This window comes from Allobosea sp. AAP35 (assembly GCF_001295925.1).
GTDB lineage: Bacteria > Pseudomonadota > Alphaproteobacteria > Rhizobiales > Beijerinckiaceae > Allobosea.
The window spans coordinates 430,113-452,586 of the sequence record NZ_LJHQ01000003.1 but is presented as its reverse complement, the minus strand read 5'-3'; the positions used below and the strand labels follow the sequence as shown (position 1 = coordinate 452,586).

At 66.2% G+C, this 22,474-nt stretch carries 23 protein-coding genes and 1 pseudogene; 11 read left to right on the top strand and 13 right to left on the bottom strand.

The window, feature by feature from the left end:
* Positions 1 to 18 precede the first annotated feature (18 nt).
* The 3 genes from IP69_RS03215 to fabD all read right to left on the bottom strand — a co-directional run bounded on the left by IP69_RS03215 (position 19) and on the right by fabD (position 2,235).
* Entirely contained in the window at positions 19 to 252 is a 234-nt protein-coding gene (locus IP69_RS03215; RefSeq protein WP_054141335.1) for an acyl carrier protein, read from the bottom strand.
* A gap of 256 nt (positions 253 to 508) precedes the next feature.
* On the bottom strand, positions 509 to 1,246 hold the full coding sequence (gene fabG, locus IP69_RS03210) for a 3-oxoacyl-[acyl-carrier-protein] reductase (RefSeq protein WP_054141334.1): 738 nt from the start codon (positions 1,244 to 1,246) through the stop codon (positions 509 to 511).
* 53 nt (positions 1,247 to 1,299) lie between these two features.
* Positions 1,300 to 2,235 (bottom strand): ACP S-malonyltransferase, encoded by a 936-nt coding sequence (gene fabD / locus IP69_RS03205; protein ID WP_054141333.1) that lies wholly within the window; start codon positions 2,233 to 2,235, stop codon positions 1,300 to 1,302.
* Positions 2,236 to 2,582: 347 nt separating this feature from the next.
* On the opposite strand from fabD, the gene rpsF reads away from it, so the two are divergent.
* The 11 genes and pseudogenes from rpsF (at position 2,583) to IP69_RS03150 (ending at position 13,754) form a co-directional block, all read left to right on the top strand.
* The gene (gene rpsF / locus IP69_RS03200; protein ID WP_054141332.1) at positions 2,583 to 3,053 is read left to right on the top strand and encodes a 30S ribosomal protein S6; all 471 of its coding nucleotides are present in this window, start codon (positions 2,583 to 2,585) and stop codon (positions 3,051 to 3,053) included.
* A 3-nt stretch (positions 3,054 to 3,056) separates the two neighbouring features.
* Positions 3,057 to 3,302, top strand: coding sequence for a 30S ribosomal protein S18 (rpsR, locus tag IP69_RS03195; RefSeq protein WP_038367644.1), 246 nt, complete (start codon positions 3,057 to 3,059; stop codon positions 3,300 to 3,302).
* 171 nt (positions 3,303 to 3,473) lie between these two features.
* On the top strand, positions 3,474 to 4,433 hold the full coding sequence (locus IP69_RS03190; protein WP_054141331.1) for a DUF2232 domain-containing protein: 960 nt from the start codon (positions 3,474 to 3,476) through the stop codon (positions 4,431 to 4,433).
* Between the two features lie 36 nt (positions 4,434 to 4,469).
* The gene (gene rplI, locus IP69_RS03185) at positions 4,470 to 5,033 is read left to right on the top strand and encodes a 50S ribosomal protein L9 (protein WP_054141330.1); all 564 of its coding nucleotides are present in this window, start codon (positions 4,470 to 4,472) and stop codon (positions 5,031 to 5,033) included.
* 195 nt (positions 5,034 to 5,228) lie between these two features.
* Positions 5,229 to 6,284, top strand: coding sequence for a 2,3-butanediol dehydrogenase (locus IP69_RS03180; protein WP_054141329.1), 1,056 nt, complete (start codon positions 5,229 to 5,231; stop codon positions 6,282 to 6,284).
* A gap of 153 nt (positions 6,285 to 6,437) precedes the next feature.
* Positions 6,438 to 7,925, top strand: coding sequence for a replicative DNA helicase (locus IP69_RS03175; RefSeq protein ID WP_054141328.1), 1,488 nt, complete (start codon positions 6,438 to 6,440; stop codon positions 7,923 to 7,925).
* Positions 7,922 to 9,052: an alanine racemase gene (alr, locus tag IP69_RS03170; protein WP_054141327.1), complete on the top strand. Its 1,131-nt coding sequence runs from the start codon at positions 7,922 to 7,924 to the stop codon at positions 9,050 to 9,052. Before IP69_RS03175 ends, alr begins: the two co-directional genes overlap by 4 nt.
* A 99-nt stretch (positions 9,053 to 9,151) precedes the next feature.
* On the top strand, positions 9,152 to 10,549 hold the full coding sequence (gene radA / locus IP69_RS03165; RefSeq protein WP_054141326.1) for a DNA repair protein RadA: 1,398 nt from the start codon (positions 9,152 to 9,154) through the stop codon (positions 10,547 to 10,549).
* 106 nt (positions 10,550 to 10,655) lie between these two features.
* Positions 10,656 to 11,222, top strand: a pseudogene (locus IP69_RS03160) (CvpA family protein); the annotation flags it as partial.
* 161 nt (positions 11,223 to 11,383) lie between these two features.
* A complete protein-coding gene (gene purF, locus IP69_RS03155) occupies positions 11,384 to 12,856 on the top strand; it encodes an amidophosphoribosyltransferase (protein WP_054141324.1) in 1,473 nt (490 codons plus the stop codon).
* Positions 12,857 to 13,013: 157 nt separating this feature from the next.
* On the top strand, positions 13,014 to 13,754 hold the full coding sequence (locus tag IP69_RS03150; RefSeq protein WP_054141323.1) for an SDR family NAD(P)-dependent oxidoreductase: 741 nt from the start codon (positions 13,014 to 13,016) through the stop codon (positions 13,752 to 13,754).
* Positions 13,755 to 13,847: 93 nt separating this feature from the next.
* On the opposite strand, the gene der is transcribed toward IP69_RS03150, so the two are convergent.
* The 10 genes from der to IP69_RS03100 all read right to left on the bottom strand — a co-directional run bounded on the left by der (position 13,848) and on the right by IP69_RS03100 (position 22,335).
* Complete coding sequence (gene der, locus IP69_RS03145; RefSeq protein ID WP_054141322.1) at positions 13,848 to 15,269, bottom strand: ribosome biogenesis GTPase Der; 1,422 nt, start codon at positions 15,267 to 15,269, stop codon at positions 13,848 to 13,850.
* 155 nt (positions 15,270 to 15,424) lie between these two features.
* Positions 15,425 to 16,087: a tetratricopeptide repeat protein gene (locus tag IP69_RS03140; protein WP_054141321.1), complete on the bottom strand. Its 663-nt coding sequence runs from the start codon at positions 16,085 to 16,087 to the stop codon at positions 15,425 to 15,427.
* Positions 16,088 to 16,269: 182 nt separating this feature from the next.
* On the bottom strand, positions 16,270 to 17,373 hold the full coding sequence (queA, locus tag IP69_RS03135) for a tRNA preQ1(34) S-adenosylmethionine ribosyltransferase-isomerase QueA (protein ID WP_054141320.1): 1,104 nt from the start codon (positions 17,371 to 17,373) through the stop codon (positions 16,270 to 16,272).
* 8 nt (positions 17,374 to 17,381) lie between these two features.
* Positions 17,382 to 17,852 (bottom strand): peptidylprolyl isomerase, encoded by a 471-nt coding sequence (locus tag IP69_RS03130; protein ID WP_054141319.1) that lies wholly within the window; start codon positions 17,850 to 17,852, stop codon positions 17,382 to 17,384.
* Positions 17,852 to 18,493 carry a hypothetical protein gene (locus tag IP69_RS03125; RefSeq protein ID WP_054141318.1) on the bottom strand — a complete coding sequence of 214 codons (642 nt, stop codon included), beginning with the start codon at positions 18,491 to 18,493 and terminating at the stop codon, positions 17,852 to 17,854. Before IP69_RS03125 ends, IP69_RS03130 begins: the two co-directional genes overlap by 1 nt.
* A gap of 43 nt (positions 18,494 to 18,536) precedes the next feature.
* Positions 18,537 to 19,091: a peptidylprolyl isomerase gene (locus tag IP69_RS03120; protein ID WP_054141434.1), complete on the bottom strand. Its 555-nt coding sequence runs from the start codon at positions 19,089 to 19,091 to the stop codon at positions 18,537 to 18,539.
* A 430-nt stretch (positions 19,092 to 19,521) separates the two neighbouring features.
* Positions 19,522 to 19,752, bottom strand: coding sequence for a DUF1467 family protein (locus IP69_RS03115; RefSeq protein ID WP_054141317.1), 231 nt, complete (start codon positions 19,750 to 19,752; stop codon positions 19,522 to 19,524).
* A complete protein-coding gene (locus tag IP69_RS03110) occupies positions 19,749 to 20,156 on the bottom strand; it encodes a RidA family protein (protein WP_054141316.1) in 408 nt (135 codons plus the stop codon). The genes IP69_RS03115 and IP69_RS03110 overlap by 4 nt, the downstream gene beginning before the upstream one ends.
* A gap of 11 nt (positions 20,157 to 20,167) precedes the next feature.
* Positions 20,168 to 20,572 carry a methylmalonyl-CoA epimerase gene (gene mce, locus IP69_RS03105; RefSeq protein WP_054141315.1) on the bottom strand — a complete coding sequence of 135 codons (405 nt, stop codon included), beginning with the start codon at positions 20,570 to 20,572 and terminating at the stop codon, positions 20,168 to 20,170.
* A gap of 92 nt (positions 20,573 to 20,664) precedes the next feature.
* Positions 20,665 to 22,335 (bottom strand): ribonuclease J, encoded by a 1,671-nt coding sequence (locus tag IP69_RS03100; protein ID WP_054141314.1) that lies wholly within the window; start codon positions 22,333 to 22,335, stop codon positions 20,665 to 20,667.
* Positions 22,336 to 22,474 lie beyond the last annotated feature (139 nt).

Genomic DNA, 22,474 nt, shown 5'->3' with positions numbered 1-22,474 from the left:
TCAGGCGACCTTGATCGATCAGGCGGCCTTGGAGAGGAACTTGACGGCGTCGCCGACGGTCACGATCGTCTCGGCGGCATCGTCGGGGATCTCGACGCCGAATTCTTCCTCGAACGCCATCACGAGCTCGACCGTATCGAGGCTGTCAGCCCCAAGATCCTCGATGAAATTGGCGCCATCCACGACCTTCTCAGGCTCGACGCCGAGATGCTCGACCACGATCTTCTTCACGCGCTCGGCGACATCGCTCATGGGTCTATTCCTTAAAGATTGAAACACGCAACGCTGGATCGCGCCGCATATAGGGACAGTCACTCCTGAATCCCATCTCATCGAAACGATGTCGACGGGTCGGAACGCGAAGCCTGCACAAACGCAACAACCGGGTTCCCGTCAAGTCCCCCGAACAGAGCATCGCACCCCGACGGCGCTAGTTAACACACGCGATGGGGACTGGCGAGAGCGTCCGGGCGGGCAAGGCCATTGCCCAGGATTTGTTTCAACATGTTCAGATCATTGTCATTCCGCCGTTCACATGCAGCGTTTGCCCGGTCACATAGCCGGCCTCCGCGCTGGCGAGATAGGCCACGGCGGCCGCCACATCGGCGCCGGAGCCGAGGCGCCCCATGGGAACGTCGGAGAGGATGCCCTCGCGCTGCTTGTCGGTCAGACCTTGCGTCATCGGCGACTCGATGAAACCCGGCGAGACGACGTTGACGGTGATGTTGCGGCTGGCGACTTCGGCGGCGAGCGCCTTCGACATGCCGATAAGCCCGGCCTTGGAGGCGGCGTAATTGCCCTGTCCCGGATTGCCAGTGGTGCCGACGACGGACCCGATTGAAATGATGCGGCCATAGCGGCGCCGCATCATCGACTTCACCGCTGCCCGCGACAGCCGGAAGGCCGCCGTCAGATTGACGGCGATGACGCTGTCCCAGTCGTCGTCCTTCAGGCGCAAGAAGAGATTGTCCTTGGTCACGCCGGCATTGTTGACGAGGATGTCGAGCCCGCCGAGCTTCTCCTCGGCAGCCGGCACCAGCGCCTCGACCGACTCCTTGTCGGCAAGGTTGCAGGGCGTGATCACGACCCGCTCGCCAAGCTCGGCCGCCAGCGCCTCGAGTGCCTCCTGGCGCGTGCCGGACAGAGCGACGGTGGCGCCCTGTGCATGGAGCGCGCGCGCGATCGCCCCGCCCAGCCCGCCCGTAGCGCCGGTAACCAGAGCCTTCTTTCCCGTCAGATCAAGCATCGTCTCCCCTTTCGGCGTTCTGCCGTTATGGCTCCTTGGAGAGCCCTGCCCGTTCAGGGCTTGTAACCTGCGATATCATCGGCCGTTCCGACCGAGATCGGCGTCGCGCCGGTGGCGATGCGCTTGACCAGCCCGGTCAGCACCTTGCCGCTGCCGACCTCGACGAACCGCGTGACGCCGGCTGCCGTCATCGCCTCGACGCATTCGCGCCAGCGCACCGTCCCGGTAACCTGCGCCACAAGAGAGTCGCGGATCGCAGCCGGTTCGACCAGCGGGGCGGCGCCGACATTGGCCATCACCGGCACGACGGGCGCCAGCATCGCGACCTTGCCGAGGGCAGCCCGCATGGCCTCGGCAGCCGGCAGCATCATGGAACAGTGGAAGGGCGCCGAAACCGGCAACAGCATGGCGCGCCGGACACCGCGTTCCCCGGCCAGCACGATCGCGCGATCGATCGCCGCCTTGGCGCCCGACAGCACGACCTGCCCGCCGCCATTGTCATTGGCGACCTCGCAGACCGCGCCCTGCGCCGCATCGGCCGCGATCGCACGCGCCAGATCGAGATCAGCCCCGAGGAGCGCCGCCATCGCGCCCTCGCCCGGCGGCACGGCCTGCTGCATGGAATCGCCGCGAATCCGCAGCAGACGCGCCGCATCCGCGATGCCGAAGGTGCCCGCCGCCGCCAGCGCCGCATATTCCCCCAGCGAGTGGCCGGCGACGAAGGCCGCATCGCGCTTGAGGTCGAGGCCGGCTTCCGCCTCGAGCACACGGATCACCGCCAGGCTGACGGCGAGCAGCGCCGGCTGAGCATTGGCGGTCAGGGTCAAGGTCTCAAGCGGCCCGTCCCACATCACCGCCGAAAGCTTTTGCGAGAGAGCCTCATCGACCTCGTCGAAGACGGCGCGCGCGACCGGATAGGTCTCGGCCAGGCTCTTGCCCATGCCGACAGCCTGGGAGCCCTGGCCGGGGAAGAGGAACGCGGTCGTCATTCGGCAGGCCTTTAAGATACAGAGGATTTCAGCGGATTCACGGGGCTGTCACACTGCCTTTGCAGTCAAGTCAAGCGCGAAGCGCGAATATTCACCCCCCCAGCGCGGTCGGAAAGCCGATTTCGGTTGCATGGCGGGCATCGAGCCTGTAACGACCGGGTCCTGTTTGTTCGGCCGGAGGCTGAACGGATGGCGTCGCGCGCCCATTTTTGGTGAGGGCGCGTCGCAGGCTCCAGACGGGAGCCGTCATCCCGTGTCTCCGCCTTCGATGAAATCCTGTCGGGCCTTATCCAGGGCTCGGAGGGCTCCGCGCCGAACGAAACAGGGTGAAACAAGGAAGGCCAACCATGGCATTGTACGAGCATGTTCTGCTCGCGCGACAAGACGTCAGCGCGCAGCAGGTCGAGACCCTTGTCGAGACGTTCAAGGGTATCATCGAGGCGAATGGCGGCTCGGTCCCCAAGGTCGAGTACTGGGGCGTGAAGTCGCTGGGCTATCGCATCAAGAAGAACCGCAAGGCGCATTATTCGCTGCTGAACATCGACGCTCCCTCCGCCGCCGTGCTGGAGATGGAGCGCCAGATGCGCATCAACGAAGACGTCCTGCGCTTCATGACCATCAAGGTCGAAGAGCTCGAGGAAGGCCAGTCGGCCATGCTTCAGAAGCGCGACCGCGATGATCGTGGCGATCGGGGCGACCGCTTCGACCGTCCCGGCGGCGGTGATCGTTTCGACCGTGGCGGCGATCGCGGCCCGCGTCGCGACCGTCCGCGTCGCGACGACGAAGCTGCTCCCGAAACCACCGGCGCGGAGGCCTGAGCCATGTCGACTGCATCTGCTGGCGCACGCCGCCCCTTCTTCCGCCGTCGCAAGTCCTGCCCCTTCTCGGGCGAGGGCGCTCCGAAGATCGACTACAAGGATGTGCGCCTGCTTTCGCGCTACATCTCCGAGCGCGGCAAGATCGTGCCGTCGCGCATCACGGCGGTCTCCGCCAAGAAGCAGCGTGAGCTCGCCCAGGCGATCAAGCGCGCGCGCTTCCTCGGCCTGTTGCCCTACGTCATCCGCTGAGCGGATCTGATACCCGGCCGGTGGCGAGCGATCGCCGCCGGTTGACCTCGTCTGGTCGCCTAACCCAACACGTCGCCCGGTGGTGAAACTCCCTCGGGTTCGTTGAGGCAAACGCCTCTCACCCTGCCCGGCCGATGTGGCCCGGGAGCAGCGGGACAGCAGGACACAAGAATGATTCCGATCGTCGGCATCGGCGCGGGCCTCGTGGCGGCCCTGCTTTTTTCAGTGGTGATCACCGGATCGCCGCTGGCCGTACTGTTGTACTCCGCCGCCCCCCTTCCGATCCTGATCGCCGCGCTCGGCTGGAACCACCGCGCCGGTCTGTTTGCCGTGGCCGCGGGCGCCGTGGCGGTTTCGTTCGCGCTCAGCCTGCCGGCCGGCTTCGCCTTTGCCTGCATCATCGCGCTGCCGGCATGGTGGATCGCCTATCTTGCCTTGCTGGGGCGGACGGATGGCGAGGGCGTCGTCGAGTGGTATCCGCTCGGCAAGCTGATGGTCTGGATTGCCGGCACCGCAACGCTGGCGACGATCGCCAGCGCGCTGGTGATGACGACCGATTACGAGGCCTATCGCGCGGTCATCGCCCGCATCGTCGAAAACCTGCTGGCCGAAATGGTTCGCAGCAAGATGCTGAACCTGCCGGAGGGCACGACGCAGGCCGAACTGGCCGCCAATGTCACGCCGCTGCTCGTGCGCGCCGTGCCGCTTGGCATCGCGGCCTCGCTTGTCAGCACGATCACCGCCAATCTCTGGCTCGCCGCCAAGACCGTGCAGCTTTCAGGCCGTTTGCCGCGCCCCTGGCCCTTCATCCCCTCGGCGAGCCTGCCACGCCAGGCCCTGCTGCTGATGCTCGCCGGCTTGGCGGTCGCCACGTTCGACGGTTTCATGGGCCTGGCTGGCGTGGCGCTGGTCGGCGCGCTCCTGGTCAGCTTTACCTTCACCGGCCTGGCAATGCTGCACGATCTCTCTCGCGGCCAGGCCTGGCGCACACCGATGCTGATCAGCGTCTATGTCGCCCTCATCGTGATGCAGGCCGTGCTGACGCCGCTGCTGGCGCTCGCCGGCATTTTCGACACCCTTCTCGGTCTGCGCAAGCGGGCTGCGATGCCGCCCCCGCCTCCCAAGGCCTGACATCCCACACGAACCGCTCTCAAAGGAGACTACACCATGGAAGTGATCCTGCTCGAACGCGTCGCCAAGCTTGGCCAGATGGGCGAAGTCGTTCGCGTGCGCGACGGCTTCGGCCGCAACTTTCTGCTCGCCCGCGGCAAGGCGCTGCGCGCCACCGAGGAGAACCGCAAGCGCTTCGAAAGCCAGAAGATCGAGCTCGAGACCCGCAACCTCGAGCTGAGGTCGGAGGCCGAGACGGTCGCCGAGACGCTGGACGGCCTCAGCGTCGTGATGCTGCGCCAGTCGGGTGAATCGGGCGTGCTGTACGGCTCGGTCTCGACCCGTGACATCGCCGAGGCGCTGGTGGCCGAGGGCTTCCATGTCGCCCGCAGCCAGATCACACTGAACGCGCCGATCAAGACGCTCGGCCTGCACACGATCCCGGTCGTGCTGCATCCCGAGGTGTCGGTCACCGTCACCGTCAACATCGCCCGTTCGGCCCAGGAGGCCGAGCGCCAGGTCCGCGGCGAGGACGTCACAGCCCGCGAGGCCTTCGACCTCGACGATCTCGGCCTTGAGGTCGGCGCGGCTCTGGCTGAAGCCGGCGAAGACGACCGCTGAGATTAAGCGCGGCCTTCAAGGCCTGTTTGGAAGGGCGCCGCGAACCATCGCGGCGCCCTTTTTCATGCCTCGGCAGAGGCGCGGACGCCGTGGCCGCACAGCCGCTCTCGGTTCGTCGCATGCGCGAGATCAAGGCGCGTCGTCGCTGCCTCCTCCATGAGAGGCGTGCTGGGACGACACAAAGGACAGACGCCGATGAAAGCCGCATGCTGGCACAAGGCTCACGACATTCGCGTCGAGGAGGTGCCCGAACTGGTGCCCGCAGCCGGGCAGGTCAAGATCAAGGTCGCCTGGGCCGGCATCTGCGGCAGCGACCTGCACGAGTATCTCGCCGGTCCAATCTTCGTTCCGGTCGCGCAACCCCATCCGCTCAGCCATGATCGCGCACCGATCGTCATGGGGCATGAATTTTCCGGCGAGGTGGTCGAGGTCGGCGCCGACGTCACGCGAATCCGCCCCGGCGACCGCGTCGTCGTCGAGCCGATCCTGAATTGCGGCGTCTGCGACGCCTGCCGGCGGGGCAAATACAATCTATGCGACAAGCTCGGGTTTCACGGCCTGTCGGGCGGCGGCGGCGGCTTTGCCTGCCACACCGTCGTGAACGAGCGCATGGTGCATGTCATGCCGGAGGGGCTGTCCTTCGAACAGGGCGCGCTGGTCGAGCCGGCCGCTGTCGCGCTTCATGCGGTGCGACTCAGCAGCCTCAAGGCGGGCGGCACGGCGGCCGTGTTCGGGGCGGGCCCGATCGGACTGCTTCTCGTCGAGGCGCTGCGCGTCGCGGGAGCCTCGGTCATCCATGTCGTCGAACTCTCCGCCGAGCGCGGTGCCAAGGCGCTCGAACTCGGGGCGACGAGCGTCACCGATCCTTCCCAGGAGGACCCGGTCGCCAAGCTGCGGGAACTAAGCGCTGGGGGCGTCGATGTCGCCTTCGAAGTCACGGGCGTGGCCAAAGTGCTGCAGCAATGCATCGAGTCCACCCATTACGAAGGCGAAACCGTGATCGTCTCGATCTGGGAGAAGGAAGCCGCGTTCCAGCCCAACACCGTCGTGCTCAAGGAGCGCGTGGTTCGCGGGATCATCGCCTATCGGGATATTTTTCCCGCTGTCATGGCCTTGATGATGAAGGGCTTCTTCCAAGCCGAGACGCTGGTGACCAAACGCATCGGGCTCGACGACATCGTCCAGCAAGGCTTCGAGGCGCTGGTGCGCGACAAGCGGCACATCAAGATCCTGGTCCAGCCGCCGCAGTGAGGGGCTGGCGTCCCGCCGACCACACGCAAGGATTTCGGTCCGCGACGCCGATCGCGGGCCGAAGCTGTGGACAGCGGGCAGAGTTGCGCCTAAATCTTGCGTTCCTTTTTTGTTCCCGTTCCGCCACGGGGCGATTCTGACCTATCGAAGGCCATGGCCACAGCAACCGCCCTCGTCACCCGCCTCGAAACCCGCGAGGCCGAATACCGCGTCCAGCCCCACAACATCGAGGCGGAGCAGGCGCTGCTGGGCGCGATCCTGGTCAACAATGACGCCTTCTACCGCGTCTCCGACTTCCTGCTGCCGGACCATTTCTTCGAGCCGATCCATCAGCGCGTCTTCGAGCTGACCTCGAGCCTGATCCGGGCCGGCAAGATCGCGACGCCGATCACGCTGAAGACCTTTGTCGGCGAGATGGACCTCGGCGGCATCACCGCCTCGCAATATCTCGCCCGCCTCGCGGCCGAAGCGACGACCGTGATCAATGCCGGCGACTATGGCCGCACGGTCTATGATCTGGCGATCCGGCGCCAGCTGATCGGCGTCGGCGAGGATCTGGTCAATGTCGCCTATGATTCGCCCGTCGATGCCGCTCCGCGCGAGCAGATCGAGGAGGCCGAGCGCAAGCTCTACGAGCTCGCCGAGAAGGGCCGCTACGAGGGCGGGTTCCAGAAATTCGACGGGGCGCTCTACACCGCCATCGACATGGCGGCCAAGGCCTATCAGCGCGCCGGCGGCCTGTCGGGCATTTCGTCGGGCCTGCGCGATCTCGACCACCGCATGGGAGGACTGCAGCCCTCCGACCTGATCGTGCTCGCCGGCCGCCCGGCCATGGGCAAGACCTCGCTGGCCACCAACATCGCCTTCAACATCGCCAAGGCCTGGCGCGGCGAACGCCAGACCGACGGCACGATCAAGACCGTCGATGGCGGCATCGTCGCCTTCTTCTCGCTGGAAATGTCGGCCGATCAGCTCGCGACGCGTATCGTTGCCGAGCAGTCGGGCATCTCGTCCTACAAAATCCGGCAGGGCCGCATCACCGAGGCCGATTTCGCCAAGCTGACCGATGTCGCGGCGCAGATCGAGAAGCTGCCGCTCTACATCGACCAGACCGGCGGCATCTCGATCGCCCAGCTCGTCGCCCGCGCCCGCCGGCTGAAGCGCCAGAAGGGGCTCGATGTCCTGTTCATCGACTATCTTCAGCTGCTCTCGGGTTCCAACAAGAACGGCCAGAACCGCGTGCAGGAGCTGACCGAGATCACGACCAGCCTGAAGGCGCTGGCCAAGGAATTGGCCGTGCCGATCGTGGCGCTGTCGCAGCTCTCGCGCCAGGTCGAAAGCCGCGACGACAAGCGCCCGCAATTGTCCGATCTGCGCGAATCCGGCTCGATCGAGCAGGACGCCGACGTTGTGATGTTCGTCTATCGCGAGGAATACTACCTCAAGGGCAAGGAGCCCCGCCCCGGCACCGAAGACCACAACAAATGGATCATCGAGATGGAGGCGGCCCATGGCGTGGCCGAGCTCATTATCGGCAAGCAGCGCCATGGGCCGACCGGGGCAATCGCGCTGCAATTTGACGCCGAAGTGACACGCTTCTCCGATCGCGCTGACGACATGCGGCTGCCGGATCGCGAATGAGTGCCTTCGACACGCCAGACGCGCAGACCTGCGGCACGATCCTGACGATCGATCTCGGCGCGCTCGTCGCCAACTGGCGCGATCTTCAGGCCCGGGCGGGCACCGAAGCCGCCGCCGTGGTCAAGGCGAACGCCTACGGGCTTGGCATCGAGCCGACGGTCACGGCGCTTGCCGCCGCCGGCTGCAGGAGCTTCTTCGTCGCGCATCTGTCAGAAGGCGTCCGGGCGCGTCAGGTCGCGCCCGATGCGACGATCTACATCCTCAACGGTCTCCTGCCCGGCAGCGGCGGCTCCTATGCCGCGCATGATCTGTCGCCGGTGCTGGGCTCGGTCGAGGAGGTGCGCGAGTGGGCAGCCTTCCATGCGAGCGGCGCGAATCTTCGCCCGGCTGCGCTGCATGTCGATACGGGAATGAACCGCCTCGGGCTTTCTGTCGGCGAAGGGCTCGCCTTGGCGCACGAGACCAACAGCACGCTGGCCGCCGCTGGCATCGGTCTGGTGATGAGCCATTTTTCGTCGTCGGAAGACGAGGCGGACCCGGCCAATACACGTCAAATGGCGGCCTTCGCCGCCCTTGTCGCCGCCCTCCCCGGCATCCCGGCTTCGCTGAAGAACTCGTCGGGGCATTTCCTGAACGCGTGCCCATCCTACCAGCTCACCCGGCCGGGCTATGCGCTCTATGGCGGCAACCCGACGCCGGGGCAGCCCAACCCGATGCGACCCGTCGTAGGACTGACCTCGCGCATCCTGCAGCTGCGCGAGGTCGAGGCTGGAACGCCGGTCGGCTATAATGGCCGCTGGACCGCCCGGCGCCGCAGCCGGCTCGCCACCATCTGCCTGGGCTATGCCGACGGCTATCCGCGCAATGCGAGCGGGACCGATTCCAGCGCAGGCGGCTCGGCGATCGTCGGCGGGGTGATGTGCCCCTTCGTCGGCACAGTCTCGATGGATCTGGTCATCCTCGATGTCACGGATGCGCCCGCAACGTCGGCCAAGCGCGGCGATCCGGTCACGCTGATCGGCGGCGCGCTCGATCTGGAGGCGGTCGGCGCCGGCGCCAAGACGATCGGCTACGAAATTCTGACCAGCCTCGGCCGCCGGCATGCGCGGCGCTATGTCGGGGTTTAGGGTGAGCCGTTTTTCGCGCGTCATGCTCGGGCTTGACCCGAGCATCTCCGGCTCGAGATTCTCGGGTCTTCGCTTCGCTTCGCCCGAGAATGACGCCTGATGGCCAAGCGCGGCCCGACCTATACCTGCCAAGCCTGCGGCGCGGTCTATCACCGCTGGCAGGGCAAGTGCGATTCCTGCGGGACCTGGTCGTCGCTGTCGGAGGAGGCGCAGGCTGCGCCGGTGCAAGGCGCACGAGCCGCGTCGAGCGGCAAGGCAAGGGGCCGTGTCTTCGCGCTGGAGAGCCTGAAAGGCGACACGCAGGATGCGCCGCGGATCGTGTCGGGGATCGGCGAGCTCGACCGCGTCACCGGCGGCGGCTTCGTGCCGGGTTCGGTTCTGCTGATCGGCGGCAATCCCGGCATCGGCAAATCGACCCTGCTGATGCAGGCCTGTGCGGCGCTCGCTTTGGCAGGACGGCGCGTCGTCTATGTCTCGGGCGAGGAATCGACGGGCCAGGTCCGCTTGCGCGCCGAGCGGATGGGCCTGGCCGAGGCACCCGTCGAGCTCGCGGCCGAGACCAATGTCGAGGACATCATCGCCACGCTCGGCCAGGGCGCCCGCCCTGCCCTCGTCGTGATCGATTCGATCCAGACCATGTGGTCGGGCGAGGTCGAGAGCGCGCCGGGCACAGTGACGCAGGTGCGGGGTTCCGCCCAGTCGCTGATCCGCTACGCCAAGACCAGCGGCGCCTGCCTGATCCTGGTCGGCCATGTCACCAAGGACGGCCAGATCGCCGGGCCCCGCGTGGTCGAGCATATGGTCGATGCCGTGCTCTCCTTCGAGGGTGAAGGCGCGCACGCCTTCCGCATCCTGCGCGGGCAGAAGAACCGCTTCGGCGCAACCGACGAGATCGGGGTCTTCGAGATGACGGGCATGGGCCTGTCGGAAGTGACAAACCCGTCGGCGCTGTTTCTGGCGCAGCGCGACCAGGCCGCGCCGGGCGCAGCCGTCTTCGCGGGGATCGAGGGCACGCGACCCGTGCTGGTGGAAATCCAGGCGCTGGTCGCGCCGACCTCGCTTGGCACGCCACGCCGCGCCGTCGTCGGCTGGGAGAACAGCCGGCTGGCGATGGTGCTGGCCGTGCTCGAAACGCATGGCGGCCTCCGGCTGGGGCAGCACGACGTCTATCTCAACGTCGCCGGTGGCCTGCGGGTGAACGAGCCGGCGGCCGATCTCGCGGTTGCAGCCGCTCTGGTGTCCTCGCTCACCGGCGCGATCCTGCCGCCCGAATCGGTCTATTTCGGCGAAATCGCGCTGTCGGGCGCGATCCGGCCGGTCTCGGTGGCCGGGGCGCGGCTGCGCGAGGCCTCCAAGCTTGGATTTGAGGCAGCACTGATGCCCTCTGGCGGCGCCGATGCGGGCGATGGCAGTGGCCTCAATCTGAGGCGTTTCGGCCATGTCACGGAACTCGTTGCCGATATTGCCGCCAACGCGCCTCGCAAGGATGTGAAATGACGGTTTCGCAATAGTGACGCAGACGGCACGAGCGCGTATAGCAAAGCCCATGCGGCCAGCCCATCTGTTGCAGGCCATTCCGAGACCCTAAAGAAGCGGCTCCTCCATGCCTGTGACCATTCTCGATCTCGCTGTCATCGGCGTGGTTTTGATCTCGGCTTTGCTGGCGGCCGTGCGCGGTCTCACCCGCGAGGTGCTGGCGATCGTCTCCTGGGCAGCCGCGGCGGCGGTCGCCTGGGTGTTCCACCCGCAGATGCTGCCGATCCTGAAGCAGTACATCCCAAACGACACAATAGCGCTGATCGCCTCGATCGCCTCGCTGTTCCTGGTCACGCTGATCGTGGTGTCGCTGGTGACGGCGCGGATCTCGGATTTCGTGCTCGATTCGCGCATCGGCGCGCTCGACCGGACGCTCGGCTTCGTCTTCGGCGCGGCTCGCGGGGTGCTGCTCGCAGTGATCGGCTATCTCTTCTTCGCCGCGCTGATGGGCGACAAGAACATGCCGATCTGGGCCCGCGACGCCAAGGCCAAGCCGATGCTCGAGGAGACCGGACGCTCGTTGCTCACGATGCTGCCGCAGGACGTCAACGCCGATTTCATCAAGAAACTCCTCAATCCGAGGGCCGAGGGCGAGCCTGTTGACGCCCCCGCCGAGGAGCCGCGTTCGCCGGCCAACCCAACGGTGGACCCGCAGCGCCGCACCGAGGCCCCCAATGCCCCCGACCGACAGGCACTGCAGCGTGCCATCGACGCCACCCGTCCGACCACGCCTGCCCCAACACGTCCCTAATTCGCGCGTAAGGACAGTTGCGTCCCCCGTGCAGGAGCCTTGATATGATCTCGACCACCGAGACTGAGGCCGCTTTCGATCCTTATGCCGACCGTCTGCGCGAGGAGTGCGGCGTGTTCGGGATCTTCGGGCATGCCGATGCCGCCGCGCTCACCGCGCTCGGCCTGCATGCGCTCCAGCATCGCGGCCAGGAGGCTGCCGGCATCGTGTCCTTCGACGGTGCGCGCTTCCAGTCGGAGCGGCGCCTTGGACTGGTCGGCGACGCCTTCTCCGAAGCCTCGGTCATCGACAAGCTCAGGGGTACGCAGGCGATCGGCCATGTGCGCTATTCGACGACCGGCGAGACGATCCTGCGCAATGTCCAGCCGCTGTTTGCCGAATTGCATGGCGGCGGTTTCGCGGTCGCCCATAACGGCAACCTCACCAATGGGCTGACGCTGCGGCGCAACCTCGTGCGCGACGGGGCGATCTACCAGTCGACCTCCGACACCGAAGTGCTGCTGCATCTCGTCGCCCGCAGCCGCAAGCCGCGCTTCATCGAGCGTTTCGTCGAGGCGATCCGGCAGATCGAGGGCGCCTATGCCTTTGTCGGCATCACCAACAAGAAGCTCATCGGCGCACGCGACCCGCTGGGCATCCGCCCGCTGGTGCTGGGCGAGCTCGACGGCGCACCGATCCTGACATCCGAGACCTGCGCGCTCGACATCATCGGCGCCAAGTTCATCCGGGAGATCGAGAATGGCGAGGTCGTCGTCATCTCCGAGAGCGGGATCGAGAGCCACAAGCCCTTCCCGCCTGTCGCCGAGCGGCCCTGCATCTTCGAATACATCTATTTCGCCCGGCCCGATTCGATCGTGAAGGGGCGCAGCATCTATGAGCGCCGCAAGGCGATGGGCGCACAGCTCGCGGCCGAGGCCCCGGCGAATGCCGACGTGATCGTGCCCGTGCCCGATTCCGGCGTGCCCGCCGCGCTGGGTTTCTCGCAGGCGAGCGGCATCCCCTTCGAGCTCGGCATCATCCGCAACCACTATGTCGGCCGGACCTTCATCGAGCCGACGCAGAAGGTGCGCGAGCTCGGGGTCAAGCTGAAGCATTCCGCCAACCGCTCGGTCGTCGAAGGCAAGAGCATCGTGCTGGTCGATGATTCGATCGTGCGCGGCACGACCTCCTACAAGATCGTCAAGATGATGCGCGAGGCCGGGGCCCGCGAGGTGCATTTCCGTATCTCCTCCCCGCCAATCACCCATCCCGACTATTACGGTATCGACACGCCCGACCGCGAGAAGCTCCTGGCGGCGACCCATTCGCTGGAGGAGATGCGCGAGTTCGTCGGCGCCGATTCCCTGGCGTTCCTCTCGGTCGACGGGCTCTACCGCGCCATGGGCCATGAACGGCGCGATCCGCTGCGGCCGCAATTCACCGATCACTGCTTCACCGGCGATTATCCGACATTGCTGACCGACGTGATCGGCGAGAGCGCCAAGCAGCAGATCTCGCTCCTCGCAGAGGCGGGCTGAGGACATTCCACCTTTGTCGCCGTCATTGCGGGCGTAGCGAAGCGAAGACCCGGAATTCATTCCGGAACACTATCCTATCAGGTTCAGGCATGGATCCCGGATCGGCGCGGCTACGCCGCTCGTCCGGGATGACACTTTCATCTGGAAAAGCACCGCCATGGACACTCCTCTCTCCGGACGCATCGCGCTCGTCACCGGCGCCTCGCGCGGCATCGGGCGGGCGGCTGCTCTCGCCTTCGCGCAGGCCGGCGCCCATGTCATCGCCTTGGCGCGCACCAGCGGTGCGCTGGAGGAACTCGACGACGAGATCCGTGCAGCGGGTGGCGCGGCGACGCTGGTGCCTCTCGACCTCGGCGATGCGCCGGCGATCGAGAAGCTCGGCCCGGCGCTGCTGCAGCGCTGGGGCAAGCTCGACATCCTGTTCGCCAATGCCGGCATCCTGGGCCCGCTCTCGCCGCTGACGCATGCCTCGCCCAAGGAATGGGCCAAGGTCTTCGACACGAATGTCACCGCCAATTGGCGCCTGCTGAAATCGCTGGAGCCGGCACTCCAGGCTTCGGATGCTGCCCGCGTGATCCTGATGTCCTCAGGCGCGGCGCATAAATGCTCGGCCTATTGGGGGCCCTATTCGATCTCCAAGGCAGCCGTCGAGGCGATGGGGCGGACCTACGCCGCCGAGACCGCGACGACGCCGCTGAAGGTGATGATGGTCAATCCTGGGCCGCTGCGCACGCGGATGCGGGCCGAGGCGATGCCGGGCGAAGACCCGCTGACGCTGAAGACGCCGGAAGACCTGGCGCCGCATCTCGTCGCAATCGCCTCGCCGGACTGGGCTGAGACGGGGAAGATCTTCGACTTCCCGCAGGGCAAGGTGCTGACGCCGCAGATGCCGCTGTAGCCCGCGGGCGTCATGCTCGGGCTTGACCCGAGCAGCTCTTGCAGGAGATTTTCGGGTCTGCGCTTCGCTTCGCCCGAGAATAACGGCGGCTCCCTACCCCGCCCGCTTGTTCTTGTCGTAGGGGTTCTCGCCGCCGCGCGTGTGCAGGCGGATCGGCGTGCCCGGCAGGTCGAAGGCCTCGCGCAGATTGTTGACGAGGTAGCGGGTGTAGGACACCGGCAGATGGTCGAGCTGGTTGCCGAACAGCGCGAAGGTCGGAGGGCGGGCCTTGGCCTGCGTCATGTAACGGACCTTGATGCGCCGGCCGGCCACGGCTGGCGGCGGATGGGCCGAGAGCACACCTTCGAGCCAGCGGTTGATCTTCGCCGTCGAGACGCGGCGATTCCAGACGTCGTAAGCCTGAAACACCGCCTGCATCAGTCGGTCGATGCCCTCGCCGGCCAGCCCCGAGAGCGGAATGATCGGCACACCGCGCACCTGTGCGAGCAGATGCGTGGCCTTCTCCTTGAGCTCGGCGAGAAGGCCGTTCTTGTCGGCGACGAGATCCCATTTGTTCAGGCCGATGACGACGGTGCGGCCCTCGCGCTCGGTGAAGTCGACCAGCGTCAGGTCCTGCTTCTCAAAGGGGATGGTGGCGTCCAGCAGCACGACCACGACCTCGGCGAAGCGGATGGCGCGCAGCGCATCCTGCACCGACATTTTCTCCAGCTTCTCCTCGATGCGAGCGCGCTTGCGCATGCCGGCCGTATCGAAGAGTTTTACCGGGCGCCCGCGCCATTCATAGTCGACCGAGATGGTGTCGCGGGTGATGCCGGCCTCGGGTCCGGTCAGCAGGCGCTCCTCGCCAATCATGCGGTTGACCAGCGTCGACTTGCCGGCATTGGGGCGGCCGATGATGGTGACGCGCAGCGGCTTGTTGGGGTCGTTGTACTCCGCCTCCTCATCGACGAAGGCGGCCGGCGCCTCGACCCAGCGCTTGTCGCCATAGCTCTCGTCGAAGGGCTCTTCCTCCTCCGGCTCGACATCGACATAAGGCGCGAGCGCCTCCAGCAGGTCGGACGTGCCCTCGCCATGCTCGGCCGAGAACGGCACGGGATCGCCCAGGCCAAGCGCATAGGATTCGAAGATGCCGTCGAGACCCTTCTTCCCTTCCGCCTTGTTGGCAAGCAGGATGACCGGCTTGCCGGATTTGCGCACGAGATCGGCGAAGGGCTGGTCCATCGGCGTCAGGCCGAGCCTGGCATCGATCATGAACAGGATGACGTCGGCCTCGTCGATGGCGGTTTGAGTCTGCGCGCGCATGCGGCCGGCGAGCGAGGCCGGATCGGCCTCTTCGAGCCCGGCGGTATCGACGATGTTGAAGCGCAGATGGCCAAGCGAGGCCTCCCCCTCGCGCCGGTCACGCGTCACGCCCGGAAGATCGTCGACGAGCGCAAGCTTCTTGCCGACGAGCCGATTGAACAGCGTCGACTTGCCGACATTGGGGCGGCCTATGATGGCGACGGTGGCGGTCATTCTACATTATGTCCTGTTACGCCGTCATCCCGGACAAGCTGCGAAGCGGCGCCGATCCGGGATCCATGCCGGAGCCTTTGCCTGAAAGGTTCAGGCATGGATCCCGGGTCTCCCTGCGGTCGCCCGGGATGACGGCGTCCGTAATCTAAGGTCGGTCAGTTCTTGGTCTCGACGGGCCCGCCGCGCACCAGCGCCAGATAGAGTTCCGTGCGCTGGCGCAGCACCGCAGGCGATTGCGGGTCGGTCACGATGGCATCGAACCAGCGGCCCGCGTCTTCGAACAGATTGGCCTTGAGCGCGGCGATGCCGAGGAACTCACGGGCCGAATGGCGCCAGACGCCTTGCGCGGTCGCCAGCGGCTCCAGCCCCTGCCGAAGCTCGGCATAAGGCACGAGGTCGACCCGCAGCATGCCGGCGCGCAGACGGGCGAGGTCGCGATAAAGCTGCGGCAGCGCGCCGTCGGCGGCGATCAGGTCGAACGCGGTCGCGCCCACGGTGGCATCGCGCTTGGCGGTTTCCGCCGCGAGGCGAAAGCGGGCGATTTGGCGGTATCCGGTCGGCGCGCTGGCGACGAGACCACCCAATATCGTTTCGGCTTCCGAGCCGTTGCCGTCGCGCGAAGCCTTCAGCGCAGCCTCAAGCCGGCCGCCGACGACCTGCGACGCTTGCTGCTCGCGATAGAGCCAGAACTGCCAACCCGCGACGGCAAGCACAGCGAGAACCGCCAGGCCTGTGAAGAGCCAGCCATATTTCTTCCAGAGCTCCGCCGCCTTGTCGCGGCGGACTTCCTCATCGATCTCGCGGAAAATATCGGCCATGGTCCGTCAGTATTCCTGTGTGGTGGTGCCGGGTAGCATTTTCAGTCGCCAATGGCGAGCCGGAACAGGATTTTCCTGCGACGGGTCGCTGTCGTTATTGCGAGCGCAGCGAAACAATCCAGAGACGTCAAGCATCCCCTTCTGGATTGCTTCGCTGCGCTCGCAATGACGAAAGACGCCCGTCAAAGCCTCGATTGATCGGGCTCTGCCCGATGCAACAGGCTGCCATCGCCATAGGAGTAGAAGCGATAGCCGCCCGCGATGGCGTGCGCATAGGCCCGCTTCATCACATCCAGCCCGCAAAAGGCCGAAACCAGCATGAACAGGGTCGAGCGTGGCAAATGAAAATTGGTCAGCAACAGATCGACGGCCCGGAAGCGATAGCCAGGCGTGATGAAGATCGCGGTGTCGCCTGAAAACGGGGCGATGACGCCATCCTCGCCCGTAGCGCTTTCGAGGAGCCGCAGCGAGGTGGTCCCGACCGCGACGATCCGCCCTCCCCTTGCACGGACGGCGTTCAGCGCCGAGGCCGTTGGCGGCGAAACACTTCCCCATTCGGCATGCATGCGGTGATCGTCGGTGTCGTCAGCCTTCACCGGCAGGAAGGTGCCGGCGCCGACATGCAAGGTCACCAGATGGCGGGTCACGCCGCGGGCTTCCAGCGCCGCGACAAGCTCCGGCGTGAAATGCAGGCCCGCGGTCGGCGCCGCAACCGCCCCATCGGTGCGGGCATGCATCGTCTGGTAATCGCTCGCATCGGCCGCGTCGGTGGCGCGTTTGCCGGCGATATAGGGCGGTAGCGGGAGTTCGCCCAGGCGCGCGATGGCCTCGTCGAGATGAGGACCCGACAGCGCAAAGCGCAGTTCGACTTCCCCGCCATCCGCCTTGGCGACAACCTCCGCCTGCAGCCTGCCGAGTTCGCAGGCGGCGCCCTCGAGCGCATTTTCAAAGACGATCGTCTCGCCCAGAGCCAGCTTCTTGGCCGGCCGCGCGAAGGCGAGCCAGCGATCCTGGGCCTCGCGCTTGTGCAGCATGATCTCGACGCGCGCCGAAGTCTCGCCCCGGGCGCGGCGGCCATAAAGACGCGAGGGGATCACGCGCGTGTCGTTGAGCACGAGTGCGTCGCCCGGCTCAAGCAGACTTACGAGGTCGCGGATGCCGCGATCCTCGAACAGCTTAACCGCATCGGGCCGGACGACGAGCAGACGCGCCGCATCGCGCGGGCTGGCGGGCCTCAGCGCGATGCGGTCTTCGGGGAGGTCGAAATCGAAAAGACCGACATCCACGGTCCGGCTCAGGCGACGTCGGCCAGGACCTTCATCGAGACGATCGAATCGGGGTCGCGCACGGGCTCGCCGCGCTTGATCTTATCCACGATCTCCATGCCTTCGACGACCTGGCCCCAGGCGGTGTACTGCTTGTCGAGGAAGCGTGCGTCCTCGAAGACGATGAAGAACTGGCTGTTGGCCGAGTTCGGGTTCTGCGAGCGGGCCATCGAGCAGACGCCGCGCACATGCGGCTCGGCGTTGAACTCCTGGGCGAGGTCGGGGTGCTTCGAGCCGCCGGTGCCGGTGCCGTGCGGGCAGCCGACCTGCGCCATGAAGCCGTCAATGACGCGATGGAAGACGATGCCGTCATAGAAGCCCTCGCGAGCGAGCAGCTTGAGGCGTTCGACATGGTTGGGCGCCAGGTCGGGGCGCAGCTTGATCACCACCTTGCCCTTGGTGGTTTCCATGACGAGGGTGTTCTCGGGATCGTGGGACATCAGATCGGCCTTTCAGTGGACGGCGCGCGGCCGTGGAAGCGGATGGACAAAGGTCGTCCCGCGATAGCGGCTCCCAGCGCCGGGGACAACCTCATTGGTGTGCAGGCCTGGACCGCCGCCACCACCGAATCGACGAAGCGCCGGCGTAGATCGGGATCGGATCTTTTCGTTTCCCAGGTCACGCGGGGTTGGCCGAAGAGCGTGCCGTCACGGCGCAGGCTGAACCGCACGGTCGCCATCACGCCGCTGTCGGCGCCGTCGAAGGCGGGGGGCGTCCAGCAGCGTCGCAGGGCCGGTCCGATATCGCCCAGACGATCGAGCGCGGCGCTCTTGAAGGATTCCGTCGAGGGGTCGATTCCGCCGACGACGCCGATTTCGCCGCTGCCGGAACGCGGTGGCGGCTGTGTTCGGCGGTCGCCGCTGCCGGGCAGATCGTCCCCTCGAAACGGCCCACCGACACCCGGGACATAGCGCTGTCCGCTCGGCGGCGGCAGAACCGGGTTCTGCGACCCCGATGGCGGCGGGAGGACCGGATTTTGCGAGCCAGAGGCGGGTGGCAGGCCAAAATCGCGGGTTTCCTGCGTAGTCCCGGGGCCGACGAACGACAGCGATAGAGAGCAGATCAGACTTGCGCGAACCAAAAGGCTTGCGCGAAATCGGTCAACCGCCCGACCCGCGCGCATACTACTTGGCGTCGGCCTGCAGGCGCATCCGGTCGATCTTGTCAGGGCCCGAGACCAAGCCGCTGCCGGGAGCGCCCTTCTTGATCTTGCGAACTGCATCCATCCCCGAAACGACCTCGCCGAAGAGCGTATACTGCCCGGTCAGCGAGCCGCAGCCCTCGAAGCAGATGAAGAACTGCGAATTGGCCGAGTCGGGCGATTGCGAGCGCGCCATACCGACCGAACCCACCTTGTAGGGTGTCGGGGTGAACTCCGCCTTGATATTGGGCAGATCGGAGCCGCCGGTGCCAGTGCCGGTCGGATCGCCGGTCTGGGCCATGAAGCCGTCGATGACGCGGTGGAAGACGATGCCGTCATAGAAGCCGCGCTTGGTCAGCGCCTTGATCTGCTCGACATGCCTGGGCGCGAGATCAGGCCGCAGCCGGATCGTGACCGGGCCGCCCTTGGTCTCCATGATCAGGGTGTTGGCGGGATCGGGAGCCTGTGCCCCCGCCGGCAGCGCGGCCAGGCCGAGCGATGTCAGGACAGCGAGGGTGGCAAGCGATGTGCGCAGCATTGTCATCTCCGTGACACCGGTGATCCGGCGGGCATCTCATCTTCGCGGGTCGTAGCGGCATCCTGGGGCCAGAACAAGGCACCTCAAGGGTCAGAAGCGCATGATGTTGCACCGCACAAGTGCATCACAGAATAAATTTGCAAAAAGTTGAGGCGGCACCTGCTCAAACTGATGACAAACGTGTGGCGATCGGTTATCAAACTCTTGCTGGACACGCTTTGTTGATCGAAGCTCCGCGGACCAGGTCTCGGGAGGACAAACGCCCGCCTAGTATACGAGTCGCACGCAAACAGACGCGCGCCGTTACTGCGGTAAAAACAGACTAGCGAGGGCAAGGCTTCGGCCTTGCCTTTTTCTTTGTCTGTTATCGGCCTTGCTCCGGGGAGCCCGCCGGCCAGGATCCCCTCGCAGCGCCGCGGATCCCCGTCCGTCAGAGATCCAGCGCTGCCCAGCCATACCAGACGAACAGGAAGACGACCGCCGCGATCAACGAGGTGATCACCGCCTTGCGCAAAAGCCCCGGCAGCGCAGGCGCGCCGGGCTCGGTGCCCGCGACGACGTCGCCGGTCTCGACCTGGCTACGGATGCCGAAGGGCAGTACCGCGAAGAGCACCGTCCACCAGATCACGAAATAGACCGCGAGCGCGCTGGCGATTGTCATGACGATGGGTCCTTGTCGCTATCGCCGGCCAGGGCGATGCAGGAGAAGGCGACGCGGGCCTGCGTCGGCACGCCGAAGCGTGCCGTATGGCGCGCTGGCAGCCCGCGCGGGAAATGCTTCACATATTCGGCGTTGCAGGCCGCGTAATCGGCCGGGTCAGTGATGAGCATTGTCATCTGCACGACGCGATCGAGCGCGCTGTCGGCCTCCGTCAGGATACCGGCGATATGCACGAGCGCGTTGCGCACTTCGTCGGCAGGCGTCTCGCCACGATCGATTCCGCGCAAGGGATCATGTGGCGCGGAATGGCCGGAGACGAAAACCAGGCCTCCGGCGCGGGTCGCGGCGCTGAACGGGCGGGCCGAGCCCGGCTCCGGTTCGCCAAAGAAGGTTATGTCGGACATCTGTACCACAATCAGGCTTGTTCGAGCTCGACGAGCGTCCCGTTGAAATCCTTGGGATGGAGGAAGATGACGGGCTTGCCATGGGCGCCGATGCGCGGCTCGCCGGTGCCCAGCACGCGCGCACCACTCTCCGTCAACCGGTCGCGGGCGGCGATGATGTCGTCGACCTCGTAGCAGATGTGGTGGATGCCGCCATCGGGATTGCGCGCGATGAATTTTGCCACCGGCGACTCGGCCCCCAGCGGCTCGAGCAGCTCGATCTTGGTGTTGGGCAGTTCGACGAAGACCACGGTGACGCCGTGTTCCGGCTGCGGCAAGGGCTGGGAGACGCGCGCGCCGAGCGTGTCGCGATAAAGAGCGGTGGCGGCGGCAAGATCACCGACGGCGATGGCGACGTGGTTCAGGCGTCCGATCATGGGGGGCTCTGCTTGGGCAAGGGGCGAATGGCGAGTGACGCGTGGCGAGACCATCTCCGTTCTATCATTCGCCACTCGCCATTCGCCACTCGCTAAACCTCGATCACCAGCGCATGCACCAGCGGCTTCTTGCCCCACTCCTCGTTGACGGCGCTGCGCAAACCGCGCTCCAGCGCGTTGCGAAGCGCCTCCGGATCGCGGCGGCGCGCCTTGGGAATGCCGTCGATCAGTTCCGACACGGCCTCGGCGACATATTCGTCGAAGCCGCTGCCATCGCGCGTATAGGGCGGCAGGCCGAGAACGGCGATCTCGGGATCACCGGCGAGCCCGCCCTTCTGATCGATCGCGACCGCGACCGAGATCATGCCCACGAAGGAGAGCCGGCGGCGCTCGGGAATCGTCTTCTCCAGCGCATTCACCAGCAGATTGCCGTCCTGGTAGAGCCGGCCATGGTTGACCTCGTCGATCTTGCTGGCGCCCTCGGGGGTGATCTCGACCACATCGCCATTGCCGGCGCGCACCACGATCTTGACGCCGAGCCCGCGGGCGAAGGTCGCATGCTCCGACAGATGCAAATCCTCGCCATGGGCTGGGATGACGATCTTGGGCTTGAGCCAGCCATAGAGCCTGGCCATTTCCTCGCGGCGGGGATGGCCGGAGACATGGACCAGATGCGTCCGGTCGGTGATGATCTCGATATTGTCGCGGGCTAGCGCGTTCTGGATCGCGCCGACGGCCTTTTCATTGCCGGGAATGGTGCGCGAGGAGAAGATCACGCGGTCGCCCGGCGTCAGCGTGATCTCGGGATGATCGTCGGAGGCGATGCGCGACAGCGCGGCGCGCGGCTCGCCCTGGCTGCCGGTCAACAGGCAGACGACCTTGTCGCGCGGCAGGTAGCCATAGGTGTCGGCAGAGCGGAACGCCGGGATGCCGTCGAGATAGCCGCATTCGCGCGCGACATCGATGACGCGGTCCATGGCGCGGCCGACGACGACGACCTCGCGCTGATCGGCCATGGCGGCTTCCGCCACGGCGCGCAGGCGCGCGACATTGGAGGCGAAGGTGGTGACGGCGACACGACCCGGCGCCGAATGCACCAGTTCCTTGATCTTGGCGGCGACATCGGCCTCGCTCGGCGAGGTGCCGTCGCGCATGACGTTGGTCGAATCGCAGATCATCGCGAGGACGCCCTCGTCGCCGAGTTCGCGCAGGCGCTTCTCGTCGGTCGGCAGGCCGACCTGCGGCGTCACGTCGATCTTCCAGTCGCCAGTGTGGACGACGAGGCCGACGGGTGTGCGGATGGCGAGCGCGTTCGATTCGGGGATCGAGTGTGCGACGGGTACGAACTCGATCTCGAAGGGGCCAAGCTTGAAGCTGCCGCCCTGCGCGATGATGTTCATCGGCACCTTCGGCGCGCCCGGCTCCGACAGGCGGCGCGTCGCCAGCAGGCCAGCTGCGAATTTCGTGCAGTAGACCGGCGCCCGCAGGGACGGCCAGAGCGCGGCGAGTGCGCCGATATGATCCTCATGGGCATGGGTAATGACGATGCCCAGCAGGTTCGCGCGCTCCTCGATGATGTAGCGCAGGTCCGGCAGCATGATGTCGACGCCCGGAACCTCCGGACCGGCGAAGGACAGGCCGCAATCGACCAGGATCCATTTCCTCCGACCTTCCGGTCCAAAGCCGTAGAGGGCGGCGTTCATGCCGATCTCGCCGAGGCCGCCGAGTGGAACGAAAACAAGCTGGTCTTTGGAACGGGTCACGAAACATCCTGACTGAAAGCGGGGCGCGGGGCAGCGCCGATATCGAGCGGGAGCCCTACCACGCCACGACACGAGGCTCCAGAGCGGCGGCAGGTCGTCATGGCGAGCACCACCGAGCCATCGAGACGGTTTTCGCTCT